Source organism: Pontibacillus litoralis JSM 072002, from assembly GCF_000775615.1.
Classification (GTDB): domain Bacteria; phylum Bacillota; class Bacilli; order Bacillales; family BH030062; genus Pontibacillus; species Pontibacillus litoralis.
The window spans coordinates 1-13,578 of the sequence record NZ_AVPG01000007.1 but is presented as its reverse complement, the minus strand read 5'-3'; the positions used below and the strand labels follow the sequence as shown (position 1 = coordinate 13,578).

Below are 13,578 nucleotides of genomic sequence, written 5' to 3'. Positions count from 1 at the left end.
ATCATCCCTATGCATGCATTACAAGTCAATAATATATCTGTCACCTATGAGAAACAGCCAGTATTAGAAGGCGTACAATTCAATATCCCAGAAGGTACACTTACCGGTATTATTGGGCCGAACGGTGCTGGTAAATCCACATTAATTAAAGCAATTTTACACTTAATTCCGCGTTTATCTGGAGAAGTTACAGTTTATGGTAAACCTTACAAACAGCAGCGCAAACTGATTGGTTACGTCCCTCAACGAAGTGAAGTCGACTGGGATTTTCCAACAAATGCGTTAGACGTCGTATTAATGGGCCGTTATGGGCATATTGGTATGTTTAAACGTCCGAATAAGAAAGAAGTACAATTCGCATACGAATGCTTAGAGAAAGTCGGGATGAAAGCATTTGCTAATCGGCAAATTAGCCAATTATCTGGCGGACAGCAACAGCGAGTATTCCTAGCACGCGCACTAGCTCAAGATGCACAAATCTATTTCATGGACGAACCATTCGCGGGTGTCGATGCCGCAACGGAAAAGGCGATTATGAAACTATTACAAGAATGGAAAGAGCAAGGAAAAACGGTATTAGTCGTGCATCATGACTTGCAAACCGTCCGTGACTACTTTGACAATTGCTTATTATTAAACAAAAAGCCGATTGAATGTGGTCCTACCGAGAAAGTATTCACACTAAATAATTTAGAAAAAACGTATGGAGGAGCGATTTCCTTCTTAGGCAATAGTCCAATGCTCGTTCAGAAAGGGTGATCTATATGGAAAACCTACTATACTTACTCTCCAATGCAAACACACAATGGGTTTTAATGGGATCCCTTATTCTCGGATTTGCAAGTGGCGTAATTGGAAGTTTCGTATTATTAAAAAAACAAAGTTTAATAGGAGATGCAATGGCACACGCCACATTGCCGGGAGTATGTCTTGCCTTCTTAGTCATTGGCGAGAAATCAACTCCTATCTTTTTAATCGGGGCAGCCGTAACAGGATTAATTTCAACCTATTTAATTCAAGCTATCGTCAAGCACTCACGCATTAAGACAGATGCAGCCATAGGTGTAGTGCTGTCTGTTTCATTCGGTTTAGGAATCGTCTTGCTTACGTATATTACGCAAAATACATCAGGGGATAAAAGTGGAATTGACGAGTTTATTTTCGGGCAAGCAGCATCAATGGTCCGAAGTGATATTCAGGTGATAGCTGTAGGTTCTGTAGTAATATTACTTGTATCTACTTTGTTCTTTAAAGAATTAAAAGTCTCCATCTTTGACCCTTTGTATGCAAAAGGTATTGGGTTACCAGTAAACTTATTAAATGGCGTATTAATGGCACTCGTCGTCGGTATCGTTGTCGTCGGTATTCAAATGGTTGGGGTTGTGTTAATTGCAGCTTTATTAATTACTCCCCCATTAGCTGCTCGATATTGGACAGATCAGCTAGGTCGGATGAGTTTTTTGGCAGGAATTATTGGGGCATTGTCTGGTGTGTTTGGTACATTAATTAGCACAATAGGGAACGGATTACCAACTGGTCCCCTCATCGTATTGTGTGCGTCAGTGATTTTCCTCATTTCCTTATTACTCGGAACACGTAAAGGTCTTATTACAAAGGTGGTGCGCCACGCATGAGTTATGATGCATGGATTCTTCTTATTGGAAGCCTCGTTGGTATCACGTGCGGGGTGACCGGAGCAATACTTGTACTACGGAAAATGGCTATGATTGCTGACGCGATTAGTCACACCGTATTACTTGGAATCGTATTAGCCTTTTTCGTTACCCAATCATTAAATGGCCTTCCGATGTTAATTGGAGCTGCAATCGTTGGGGTATTAACAGCAGTTATGGTGCAAGCGCTCGATTCAAGTGGCGTACAATCTGACGCTGCGATAGGTGTGGTGTTCACTTCCCTATTTGCCTTAGGTGTCGTGTTAATCTCGTTTATCGGGGATAATGTGCACCTCGACGTTAACCATGCGTTAATGGGAGAGATTGCTTTCACCCCTTGGGATACGCTCATCATTAATGGCAATAGCTATGGACCAGTGGCTGTATGGATGTTAGGCGGCGTACTACTGTTCAACCTAACTCTTATCCTATTATTCTATAAAGAAATTAAAATAAGTACCTTCGACCCAGCAATGGCTATTTCCATTGGGGTGCCTGTCATGTTTATTCATTACATGCTTATGACAATGGTATCATTTTCCACTGTTGCTTCCTTTGATAGTGTAGGAGCGATCTTAGTTGTTGCCATGCTCATCGTACCAGGAGCAACCGCCTACTTGTTAACCGATCGATTCGGCATGATGCTGATTCTAAGCGGAGGTATTGGTGCTTTATCTGCCTTTTTAGGATATGGAATGGCTCTTACATTTAACGTATCTATTTCAGGTTCCATGGCAGTCGCAACTGGACTCATCTTTACAGCGACATTTATGCTTAGTCCAAAACATGGCATGGTAGCTAAATGGTTGAGGCGTAAACAACTGCAACAAGAACAACAAAAAGTTAGTGCATAAATTCTAGAAAGGAACCTCCTAACGCTTAACGCTAGGAGGTTCCTTTTTTGTTGATTTTATAATTCCCCCTGTACCCTGCTTATTATTTCTTCAATAAATGGAGGCACAACTAGTTCTCACAAAGCTAACACCATCTATAAACACATATAGCCTAACATTACACCATAACACAATTAACAAAAATACGCACATTATTTACAGTCTATTTACAATAAATCAATGTTCATTTAATATTTCTTGCTTACTATTTGAAGTGTGTTAGATATGAGAAAGAATTCATAAGGCACTTTTAATTACGCTAATCATTAGGAGGACATAAATGGATATACATCTACGTAATATAACGATGAAATTTCAAGATGTCTATGCGGTACAGAATATTAATACAACGATCAAGAGCGGACAACTTGTTTCTTTACTAGGACCGAGTGGCTGTGGTAAAAGTACGACACTCATGTTACTTTCCGGTTTGTATAAGCCTACTTCAGGAGACATTTACTTTGGAGATAAAAACGTTACGAATATGGAAGCAGAAGACCGTAAGATTGGAATGGTTTTTCAAAGCTATGCTCTCTATCCTCACCTTTCCGTTTTAAAGAATATCATGTTCCCGCTTCGCATGGAGAAAGTACCTAAGAAAGAAGCGAAAGAACGTGCACAAGCCATGACAAAGCTGATGCATATTGAGCACTTACAAGACCGTAAGCCTGGGCAACTATCAGGTGGTCAACAACAACGTGTAGCTATTGCCCGCGCGCTCGTCAAAGAACCAAAACTACTGTTACTAGATGAACCGTTATCCAATTTAGATGCAAGACTTCGACTAGAGATGAGAGAAGAGATTCGCCGCATACAACAAGAAATTGGCATTACAGCTGTGTTTGTCACACACGACCAAGAAGAAGCATTAAGTATTTCAGATCATGTATTACTAATGAAAGACGGCGTGATTCAGCAGCATAGTAAACCACAATCCATGTACCGCTACCCTTGTAACCGATTCGCTGCTAAATTCTTAGGGAATCCTCCTATTAATTTAATAGAAACGAAACACGGACAAACGCAAGAAAAGCTACACTTACATACATACAACCAAACGAAACAAATCCTTGCTGCTGAACAAAGGGATGTAACTATCGGCTTACGTCCTGAAGATTTATACGTTAGTTCTAAAGAAAATCACCTTATTTCTGGTCAAGTGATCCATATGGAAACCATTGGACGAGATACGATGATACGTGTTCAATTACAAGAAGAGACAGTTCGTGCACTCATTCATCCTGATGCAACTATTCAAGTGGGCCAAACGTGCTACTTAGGCATCAAAGAGGAGAACATTCACTACTTTAATACAGAGACAGGCATCAGACTCACTTCTCATGAAGGAGGAAGTGGGAATGGATCTTAACCCAACGAAGAAGAGTACGTTAAAGGGATATCTTTACTTATTACCAGCCTTACTTATATTGATTACCTTTAACATTTATCCAATCATTAAGTCCTTTGTAATGAGTTTGTATACTGACTTCGATTTCTTTACTGGTGAAGTATTTGCATATGGCTTCGGAAACTTCGTAGAAATTTTTCAAGATCCGAACTTTCGCATTGCGATTGTAAACACCGTTATCTTCGTCATAGGTGTCGTACCATTGTCTATCGTACTTTCTCTTATTATTTCTCTATTCCTCAATAGCAAAATAAAATTTAGAGGAGCCTTCCGTACAATCTATTTCTTACCGTATGTAACATCTGTTGTTGCTATCTCAATTGTATGGAGTTGGATCTTTCACTATGATTACGGTCTATTAAACTATTTTCTAAGTTGGTTCGGAATCGATCCTATCGCCTGGCTCCGCGATCCGCAATATGCGATGCCAGCATTAATTATCGTTAGCGTGTGGAAAGGTCTCGGGTTTAACATCATGATTATGCTAGCCGGCCTTCAGACGATTGATGAACAATATTATTTAGCTGCGAAAGTAGATGGAGCGTCCGCATGGCATCGTTTCAAGTCCGTAACGTTACCTTTACTTTCCCCTACACTGTTTTTCGTGTCGATAATTTCGATAATAAACGGTTTTAAAGTATTCGATGAAATCTTCGCACTATTTGACGGCAGACCTGGACCGGGAAACAGTGCGTTAACCGTTGTGTATTACATTTATCAGAAATTCTATGAAGAGTGGCAATTTGGTCTAGCATCAGCAGCAGCCTTTGTACTCTTTATCATCATCTTCCTCTTTACGATTATCCAACTCGTATTAGGAAAGAAGTTCGTTCATTACAATTAAAAGGGGGAGAATACCGTGCGAAAAGAAGCCTTATCTAAAAGTACCATCTACATTCTATTATCGTTCGGGGCTATCTTAATGCTTCTTCCATTCATTTGGATGATTAGCACATCACTTAAAGCGCCGAACGAAGTTATGGCACTCCCTCCGGTTTGGATCCCTTCTGAGTTACATTGGGAGAATTACACGGAAGCAACAGAAATCGCTCCTTTTGGTCGCTATTTCGTCAACAGTGTCATTATTACCATATTAAGTACATTAGGTGAATTAATTACAACCATATTAGCCGCATACGCCTTCTCTAGAATTAACTTTTATGGACGTGATGTCGTATTTGCCATTCTACTCGGTACGATGATGGTGCCAAGTGAGGTATTAATGATTCCTAACTTCGTAACATTATCCGACCTTGGATGGATTGATACGTACAAAGCGCTAATCATTCCTTGGACGGCAAGTATCTTCGCGATTTTCTTATTACGACAGTTCTTCTTAGGCATTCCAAAAGAACTTTCATACGCAGCCAAAGTAGATGGTTGTAGTGAATTTAAGTTTCTCTGGTATGTCATGGTGCCGTTAGCGAAGCCAGCACTTATCACCATCGCTCTACTTAAAATTATCGGTAGCTGGAACTCATTCCTATGGCCTCTTATAATGACGAACTCAACTGAAATGCGCACATTACCAGTCGGATTAACCGCATTTACAACAGAAGCCGGCATTCAATACGGCCTTCTCATGGCAGCATCCGCAATGGTTATACTGCCGATGGTAATTATCTTCTTCCTAATGCAGAAATACATCGTCGCTGGTGTTACTAGAGCAGGATTAAAAGGATAACTTACTTACTATTAAAGGGGGTGACGCCGCTCATTACACGTGCAGGTTGGAAGTAGTTGATTCATACGTTTCTTAACAATACTTACAATTTTGGGGGAGTACAAATTATGAAAAAGCGTTTTCTGTTAACAACGATTTTGAGCTTATTTTTCTTGTTAGTATTAAGTGCATGTTCTGGAGAAGATACGACTTCTACCGAAGATAAAGAAGCGAAAGATGCAGAGAAAACAGAAGAAAATAAAGATAATGAAGAAACATCTGAACCAGTAGAAATTGAATTCTGGCACGCGATGAGCGGTCCACACGAAGAAGCACTACAATCTTTCGTTGAGACATTCAACAGTGAGAATGAATCGATTACAGTAAAAGCAGTAAACCAAGGTGGCTACGATGATCTTGAACAGAAAATCATGGCTTCCGCTAAAGCGAAAACACTACCAACAATGTCCCAAGCTGTTACAGGCGTCATCCCTGAGTATATTAACAACGATTTCGTAGAACCATTAAACACGTATATGGAAGATGAAGAAATTGGTTTATCAGAAGATGAGCGTAACGATTTCATGGAAATTTTTCGTGAATCAAGTAAGTGGGACGACACATACTACAGTGTACCATTTAGTAAGAGTACGCGCGTGATGTTCTATAACAAAACAATCCTTGAAGAGAATGGATTTGACGTTCCAGAAACATGGCAAGATGTTCGTGAAATCTCCGAAGCAGTTACGAAAGATAACGTAATTGGTATGGGCTTCGAGAACTCCTTTGAAGCTGAATTCCAAGCAATCCTTAAGCAATTAGGCGGTACTTACATTGATGAAGAAGCGAAAGAAGCACAATTTGCATCCGAAAAAGGTATCGAAGCAATGACATTCATTAATGATATGATTCAAGAAGGTATTGCACGTACTGCCGGCGAAGACCAATACATGTCCAACCCATTTGGTCGTGGGGATGTAGCCATGTACATTGGTTCTTCCGCAGGTATCCCGCACATTGCTGGGGCTGCTGAAGAAGGATTAGAGTGGGGTGTTACAACCAATCCAACTTGGGAAGGGGAAGGCGCGACTACTTTCGCTGGTAACGATATTGTCATGTTCAACCAATCAGAAGATGCTGAAAAAGAAGCGGCATGGAAATTCATGAAATACTTAACGAGCCCTGAAGTAACAGCAGAGTGGGCAATGAAATCAGGCTATCTACCTGTACGTTCTTCTGCACTTGAATTAGAAGAATACAAAACATTCTTAGAAGAAAATCCTGCATATGCTGCTGCATCTCAGCAAGTAGATACTGGATTCTTCACAGCTCGTGTAACTGGTGGAGACGCTGTTCGTAACATCGTTCTTGAAGAGCTAGACAAAATCGTTCTTGGTGAGAAGACAGTTGAGGATGGCTTAACAAGCGCACAAGAACGCTCAAACGAAGAGCTGAAAAAATAAGATAGTCAAGAAATAACCCATAGCGAATCATCTTAATAACGGAAAAGGCGGGGGATAACCTCGCCTTTCCTATTCATCAATAAGAAATACACATTGGAGTGTTTGACATGAACAGAACGACGATTACATTTTGGAGAGGACTTCGTACCATTGGGGGCAATATAGCAGAAATTCGGTACGGTAACGATCGAATCATCTTTGACTTTGGTCTTATTTATGACCCTGTTCAAGCGATTCCTCAACATGACGATCGAACGGATTCATTTGTTTTAGACAAATTAAAAATTGGAGCTATCCCACACATAGACGGCATCTACGCAGAGCAAGACTTACAAGGAAGCTCATATAACATGACAAAACCACTTTCCTTTGAAGCATCACCGTACAACACGAGTGTATTCATTTCCCATTTGCATTTAGATCACATTGGAGCCGTAGATACATTAAGTCGAGAACTACCTATTTATATGTCACAACCATCGAAACAACTTTTCGAAACGTTAAATGACATCGGGGAAGCGTTACAGAGAACACCACCAGTCCGAGATTATACATTCAACGAACCGATTCATGTTGGAGAAATTACCGTTACACCTTATCGCGTGGATCACGACATTATCGGTGCAAGCGCCTTTCTAATCGAAACGCCTGATGCGACGATTGTCAACTCAGGAGATATCCGTATGCACGGTCAGCATCCCGAATGGAACGACGCGTGGATTAATGACATGACAAGCAAAGATATCGACCTTTTATTAATGGAAGGAACTACATTCTTTCCAGACGAAGGAAACCAAGCAGAAAAGAAAGGGATAAGCGAAAGAGACATCCGAGCACTTACAACAGAACTACTTCATGAAACAAAAGGACTCGTCACATTCAACATCTACCACCGAAACATCGATCGGTTAAACCATTTCGTAACTGCTGCCCAACAAGCAAGTCGTACGATTGTATTCGAACCAGAAACAGCATACGTGGCAGATTGCTTTCTGGAGCAAGGCGATTTCGCCATCTATCACACGAGCATGCCGCATACACATTGGCACAAAGCACTAACAGAGAAGTACACACAAGTGACAAACAATGACATTAATAAACAACCAGGACAATATGTGTTGCAAAACAGTTACGACCGCATGATGAACTTACTAGACTTCAATCTTCAAGACAGCTTATATATACATAGTAATGGCATGCCACTGGGAGCTTTTGACCCAGCCTTTAATACGATGCACGCATTCCTCGAAATGCTCGACATGTCATATCACTCATTAAATATTTCTGGACATGCAACTAACGAAGACATTCTAGCAATAATCGACCGAATAAACCCAAAGCTTCTCATTCCATGGCATAGCTTCCATCCTGAGTTAGTGAAACCAATCAATGATCATCAAGCTGTGTATTTACCAGAGCAAAACACTACCTACACCATCAACAGTGGCAAACTTACCGCAATAAATTAAAAAAAGATGGATGATGCAACCTCGCATCATCCTTTTGTTTTATACCAATACTCAAACGATTCACTTGCTAACAAGGAGAGCAAGCACGTATGATAAACGTACCATTCGAACATAAAGGAGAAGAAGATGAATATTAATACTCCATTTCGTAAACGACTAGCAATCTCAAACAACGTAACCATTTCGTTCGATCAATTACCAACCATTCTAGACAGAGCTTCCCAAACGCTCCCTTTCGAAAACTTAGCCATAATAGAACATAGAATGCTCGACATCACAAAAGAAAACCTAGCAAACAACATTCTCGTGCAGCATAACGGTGGTCTTTGTTATGAATTGAATCCAATCCTTTATCTCTTCTTAATCGAAAACGGCTTTCATGCTACTCTAGTTAGAGGCGATGTGTATGACCAAGAACGAGAAACATTCCAAAACTTAGGGAGAACACACGTAACCATTCTAATCGAACATCAACAACAAACCTATTTAATAGACACAGGATTTGGCGGAAATCTACCATTAACACCTATACCACTGACAGGAGAAACCGTACAATCAAAAAATGGAGCATTCCGAATTACACCAATGCACACTAGCAGCGGTAACTATATATTTGAAATGAAACTAAAACACAAACATACCGATTGGCATATAGGCTATGCCTTCGATTCAAGGAAACCAGTAGCTCACTTGTCCGAATTAAACGAAGTTCAAACAATCATAGCCAAACATGAAGCATCACCATTTAATAAACGACCGCTTCTCACCGCCTTCACCCCACAAGGCCGCATCCTTTTAACGAATACCCACTTCATCCAATGGACTGACGGCGTAATGACAAAGAAGAAGATTAATGAAGATGCATTTCCGCAACTTGCAAAACAATATTTTGGTGTAAAGCTTTGAGAAATCGAAAGGAAACCGTATCATGAAGAAGCGGTTTCCTCTTTGTTATGAATTAGATTTAAGATAAACAATTAGTATCCAATACTAAAACCCATCCTTGTTACACGACAGAGTAGGTACAGGGTATAGTATGTTAATACACACAAAATTGGCAATTAAAAATAAGAGCCCGTGTTTTGTTTCAGCCACATTTTAAGCGTTACAAGACAATTCGTCATTTTTTAAAAACCATAATATACAATCTCAAATCGTATATTTTTTTTTCTTATTGGGCCAAAATATCGACTATCCGTACTTATAGTAATATTATCTCCCATAACAAAATATTCATTGTCCTCTAATACATAAGATTCATTTTTACAAGGATCACCACATTCCCCTCCTACAAATTCTACATTATCTATATAGACTTTGTTATCCGATATTTCAACCTCTTGCCCAGCTGTTGCAATTACCCTTTTTATTAGCGTTTTGCCATCATGCTCAAACACGATGATATCATTAAAGTGGTATTGCCTATTTTCACTACTTTTTTGGGCTATAGCATAATCACCTGATGCCATAGCGGGAGCCATTGACTCCCCTTCAACTTTCACAACTTCATAATTGTATAACACATAGCCTATAGCTATAACTGTTAACAGAATCAGTATATTCCTTACAATTTTATGCATTTATTTGCCCGCCTAGCTAACTCAATATCGTGAGTTACATATATTATCGTCTTTCCTTGTAGATTCAAATCTTTTAATATATCAAAAACCAAATCTCTATTCTTTGGATCTAAATTACCGGTTGGTTCATCGGCAAATACTACTTCACATTCTTTTAGTATTATTCTCGCCAAAGCAACTCGTTGTTGCTCACCACCACTTAATTGAAACACTTTTTTTCGCTCATATCCCTCTAAGCCAACCTGTTTAAGAGCAGTACTAATTTCTTTTTTCTTGTCAACCCTTTTTTGATATTTTAAAGATATATTCAAATTATTTGCTACAGTTTCATTCTCTATTAAAGCAAAGTTTTGAAACAAATAACCAAATTTTTTCCGTTGCATATGTTGAATTTCTTTATTGTTTGGGTTTTTTATTTGATCGATAATAACGTCACCTGAATCTACTTTTTCTAATAATCCTAATATATTTAGTAAGGTTGTCTTACCTTTCCCGCTTTCACCACATATTGCAACAAAATCACTTTCTTCAATATTCAAATCAAAATTTTTTATAATCGATTTATCCCCTAATTTTTTTGTTATATTTTTTACTTCAATCATTGTTTCAGCCCCCTTTAATTACTGAGTTGATTGTTTTCCTAGCAATTCTTTTAGAAATTAGTAAAGTGATAAACAACTCCACTAACAGCATTCCAAACATAATTATAAGTATGTCAGCACTAAAGGAAACAAGAGATCCTATCACTGTTGAAATGAAATTAAGGATAAAGAGTATTAACAATAAATTCTTTATATTATCGAGAAAATTATATCCATTTATTTTTTTTATAAAGTAGCCTATTTTATTTCTTTCATAATAGATACTAATAATATAGTAGGTAATAACTATATTAGAGAGGATAAGAAGAGATAACACTTTTAAAATTTGCTTTTGTTCTGTTCTAATATCATTTATTTCTTTTCCGTACTCTTCATATAAAGAATCTACACTTTGTAACGTTGATTCTAATCCATATTTTTGAATATAAGGATTTAAGTTTTCAAATGCTCCGTCGTTTGGATTACTTTCAAAATATAGTGATGAAGAGATATACGAACTATAATCAGAAGCGTCAAAATTGCCGGTATCAACTATTGTAATAGGGTCTAAAATAACATTATTATCAAGTTTCGCTTTATCAATATCGAAAGTAAAGTATGTTTGATTATTTCTCACATATATAATATTTACATCTAAGTCTTTCATTTTCGTATCATTAAGTGGTAAACCTATCTCTTCATTGTAAATATTCTCAACTTCCACCTTTCGAAAATGAAAGTATTCCTTGTATATAGGAATAAGTTGTTTTTCAATTTTCTTATATTTTTCAGGCACTAATAGGTTAAGTGTTTTGTCATCAATTTCCATCTGTTCTTTTATGTTCCCATTAATTGAATGTATAGGGTTATGTTTAAAATAGTTAAAATTGACTGTAATTGCCTCACAGTTTGGTTTATACGGAAATTCTTCGCATTCAGGATAATCCTCATAAAGATACGTGTTACCATCTTCAGAATAGTTTGAGGAATCTATAACAAATGCCCCTAATTCCTCCTCGATATCTATGTAGAATTGTTTTAATCGTTGATTGGATTTTTGTTCTTGTTTCAAATCAGTTTGTCCATTATATTTAGTAACTGTTTTAAATATGTTTTCCGTTCTCTCCCAATCATTTAATTGTTCAAGCTTTCCATTTAAATCATCATAGTTTTCCAATCCTCTGTCAATTACAACGATAATGAGTATAGTAAATAAGATTTTTGTGAAATAATTAAGTGTTGTTGTAAGCTTATACGGTTTCTTTCCTTTAATCGAACCTATAATATCAATCTTGTTAATGAACAATGTTAATAAGCAAGTCGGTAAAAGTAGAAATAAACCATCCATAATAATTATAATAACGTATACCAATGTGAAATTCAGGAAGTAATCAAAGTCTCTCTGAACTAAGAAATATAAAAATGAAAAGACGTATACTGTAATGGCAGCTATACTGAAAACCTTTGTGATTTGATTTATAAATTCCATTTGTAAATCAAAAATAGAATATCCATTTATCTTCTTAACGGATAACATTTTAAATTGACTAATGAAATAGTACACAACTGAAATAAAAATAAATATTGAAATAATAGCTAGATTAACAACAACAGAAATATCAGGTTCATTTGCAACGCTTCCTATTGATGTCTCTATTTTTGCCTCACCATATTGCTTATTAATTTCTTTCACCATTTTATTGACTTGCTTAACATTTTGAGAGTTAAAAGTGTACATTCCATTTAGACCGAAATTGTTAACTTCTCTAAAATCCTTAATCATAATTTCTCTTGAAGATACTGGTTGCTTTATTGTTCCAATTTGTTTATCGTTATTTGAATCAGACGTGGATAGAAAATAAGTACTTGGGTCGTTTTCCGAAATATAATTCCCATTTTTCAATTTAACTTTTCCATTTAAACTCGAATTAGTAGTAAAAACAATTAACTTGTTATCCTCTCGATATACATATTTAGAGATAGGTATATCAAAGTCAACTGATAACTCATTAATAAAGTTGAAATACTCTTTTTGGTCAATACTAGGATCGACAAATATAGAAACCGGTATTGAATCATCGTACAATAATTCATCCATTTTATCTTTTTGAAAAAAAGCGAACATAATTACAGTAGCATAAATAATTTGAAATGTTATTAACAAATACATGACCTTTTTCATAGTTATTCTCCTCAACGTGATAAATATGTTCTAGCTATTTATACAATAAACATCCTGATTAATAGTTGGTTTGGCTAGTGAATTGAGGAAGTATACACTAAGCTACAAAAAACTCTTAGCTTACAAGACTATCACTCTTCCCCTAACTCAGGCCAAACCAACTATTTTTTTCGTCTAAATATTTAAAAACAGTAGATTGTCAACTAATATTTACATCTATTTGTAATTGTAATATGTTTTATTAGTACCCCAGAATGTCCAATCTCTTTTCGCTACGCCATAAGTATCAGGAGATTTCCATCCACTTGTATCCGTGTCTCCCGCTCCATTTACAACAGAAGCTCTGTCTTCCATTTTATAGTTTTTATACTTTGAATAAACGTTCCCATCTTTCTTTCCACGTATCCAATAACCCTTTTTATCCCCTTTATCAACATAGCCACTAGTTATCGCTTCGGCAGTTGTTGTGTTAACGCTAACACAAATAAACATACCTAGGGATAAAGCAGAACCTATCACCAAGGCTTTTGAAAACTGTCTTACTTTCACTAAAAAGATTCTATTCAATATCCATTCCCTTTTAATACATTAATTGGAATACGCACTAAGTTAAATTATATAGAGAATCCTTAAAAAAGTAAACATTACATTAAAAAGGTTCATCAG

At 37.2% G+C, this 13,578-nt stretch carries 13 protein-coding genes; 9 read left to right on the top strand and 4 right to left on the bottom strand.

Annotated features, from left to right (window positions below; genetic code table 11):
* Nucleotides 1-9 precede the first annotated feature (9 nt).
* The 9 genes from N784_RS06410 to N784_RS06370 all read left to right on the top strand — a co-directional run bounded on the left by N784_RS06410 (nucleotide 10) and on the right by N784_RS06370 (nucleotide 9,475).
* The gene (locus N784_RS06410) at nucleotides 10-759 is read left to right on the top strand and encodes a metal ABC transporter ATP-binding protein (protein ID WP_036833446.1); all 750 of its coding nucleotides are present in this window, start codon (nucleotides 10-12) and stop codon (nucleotides 757-759) included.
* A 5-nt stretch (nucleotides 760-764) separates the two neighbouring features.
* Nucleotides 765-1,634 (top strand): metal ABC transporter permease, encoded by an 870-nt coding sequence (locus tag N784_RS06405; protein WP_036833445.1) that lies wholly within the window; start codon nucleotides 765-767, stop codon nucleotides 1,632-1,634.
* Complete coding sequence (locus tag N784_RS06400; RefSeq protein WP_036833443.1) at nucleotides 1,631-2,527, top strand: metal ABC transporter permease; 897 nt, start codon at nucleotides 1,631-1,633, stop codon at nucleotides 2,525-2,527. Before N784_RS06405 ends, N784_RS06400 begins: the two co-directional genes overlap by 4 nt.
* A gap of 319 nt (nucleotides 2,528-2,846) precedes the next feature.
* Nucleotides 2,847-3,935 (top strand): ABC transporter ATP-binding protein, encoded by a 1,089-nt coding sequence (locus N784_RS06395; protein ID WP_052127166.1) that lies wholly within the window; start codon nucleotides 2,847-2,849, stop codon nucleotides 3,933-3,935.
* Entirely contained in the window at nucleotides 3,925-4,818 is an 894-nt protein-coding gene (locus N784_RS06390) for a carbohydrate ABC transporter permease (RefSeq protein ID WP_036833440.1), read from the top strand. The genes N784_RS06395 and N784_RS06390 overlap by 11 nt, the downstream gene beginning before the upstream one ends.
* Before the next feature lie 15 nt (nucleotides 4,819-4,833).
* Nucleotides 4,834-5,658, top strand: coding sequence for a carbohydrate ABC transporter permease (locus tag N784_RS06385; RefSeq protein WP_036833439.1), 825 nt, complete (start codon nucleotides 4,834-4,836; stop codon nucleotides 5,656-5,658).
* Between the two features lie 107 nt (nucleotides 5,659-5,765).
* On the top strand, nucleotides 5,766-7,100 hold the full coding sequence (locus N784_RS06380) for an ABC transporter substrate-binding protein (RefSeq protein WP_036833438.1): 1,335 nt from the start codon (nucleotides 5,766-5,768) through the stop codon (nucleotides 7,098-7,100).
* Nucleotides 7,101-7,207: 107 nt separating this feature from the next.
* The gene (locus tag N784_RS06375) at nucleotides 7,208-8,569 is read left to right on the top strand and encodes an MBL fold metallo-hydrolase (RefSeq protein ID WP_052127165.1); all 1,362 of its coding nucleotides are present in this window, start codon (nucleotides 7,208-7,210) and stop codon (nucleotides 8,567-8,569) included.
* A 126-nt stretch (nucleotides 8,570-8,695) separates the two neighbouring features.
* On the top strand, nucleotides 8,696-9,475 hold the full coding sequence (locus tag N784_RS06370; protein ID WP_036833434.1) for an arylamine N-acetyltransferase family protein: 780 nt from the start codon (nucleotides 8,696-8,698) through the stop codon (nucleotides 9,473-9,475).
* Nucleotides 9,476-9,696: 221 nt separating this feature from the next.
* Here the strand turns inward: N784_RS06370 and lepB are convergent, their stop codons facing one another.
* The 4 genes from lepB to N784_RS15940 all read right to left on the bottom strand — a co-directional run bounded on the left by lepB (nucleotide 9,697) and on the right by N784_RS15940 (nucleotide 13,479).
* Nucleotides 9,697-10,149, bottom strand: a complete 453-nt coding sequence (gene lepB, locus N784_RS06365) for a signal peptidase I (RefSeq protein ID WP_036833433.1) — start codon at nucleotides 10,147-10,149, stop codon at nucleotides 9,697-9,699.
* The gene (locus N784_RS06360) at nucleotides 10,134-10,751 is read right to left on the bottom strand and encodes a putative bacteriocin export ABC transporter (protein ID WP_036833431.1); all 618 of its coding nucleotides are present in this window, start codon (nucleotides 10,749-10,751) and stop codon (nucleotides 10,134-10,136) included. Before N784_RS06360 ends, lepB begins: the two co-directional genes overlap by 16 nt.
* Before the next feature lie 4 nt (nucleotides 10,752-10,755).
* Nucleotides 10,756-12,912: a DUF1430 domain-containing protein gene (locus N784_RS06355; protein ID WP_036833430.1), complete on the bottom strand. Its 2,157-nt coding sequence runs from the start codon at nucleotides 12,910-12,912 to the stop codon at nucleotides 10,756-10,758.
* A 216-nt stretch (nucleotides 12,913-13,128) separates the two neighbouring features.
* Nucleotides 13,129-13,479, bottom strand: coding sequence for a hypothetical protein (locus tag N784_RS15940; protein ID WP_052127164.1), 351 nt, complete (start codon nucleotides 13,477-13,479; stop codon nucleotides 13,129-13,131).
* Between the last annotated feature and the right edge of the window lie 99 nt (nucleotides 13,480-13,578).

Bases quoted from the DNA above. Each gene is read 5' to 3' on its own strand.
- N784_RS06410 (WP_036833446.1), top strand. From the start codon at position 10: ATGCATGCATTACAAGTCAATAATATATCTGTCACCTATGAGAAACAG.
- N784_RS06405 (WP_036833445.1), top strand. From the start codon at position 765: ATGGAAAACCTACTATACTTACTCTCCAATGCAAACACACAATGGGTT.
- N784_RS06400 (WP_036833443.1), top strand. From the start codon at position 1,631: ATGAGTTATGATGCATGGATTCTTCTTATTGGAAGCCTCGTTGGTATC.
- N784_RS06395 (WP_052127166.1), top strand. From the start codon at position 2,847: ATGGATATACATCTACGTAATATAACGATGAAATTTCAAGATGTCTAT.
- N784_RS06390 (WP_036833440.1), top strand. From the start codon at position 3,925: ATGGATCTTAACCCAACGAAGAAGAGTACGTTAAAGGGATATCTTTAC.
- N784_RS06380 (WP_036833438.1), top strand. From the start codon at position 5,766: ATGAAAAAGCGTTTTCTGTTAACAACGATTTTGAGCTTATTTTTCTTG.
- N784_RS06375 (WP_052127165.1), top strand. From the start codon at position 7,208: ATGAACAGAACGACGATTACATTTTGGAGAGGACTTCGTACCATTGGG.
- N784_RS06370 (WP_036833434.1), top strand. From the start codon at position 8,696: ATGAATATTAATACTCCATTTCGTAAACGACTAGCAATCTCAAACAAC.
- lepB (WP_036833433.1), bottom strand. From the start codon at position 10,149: ATGCATAAAATTGTAAGGAATATACTGATTCTGTTAACAGTTATAGCT.
- N784_RS06360 (WP_036833431.1), bottom strand. From the start codon at position 10,751: ATGATTGAAGTAAAAAATATAACAAAAAAATTAGGGGATAAATCGATT.
- N784_RS06355 (WP_036833430.1), bottom strand. From the start codon at position 12,912: ATGAAAAAGGTCATGTATTTGTTAATAACATTTCAAATTATTTATGCT.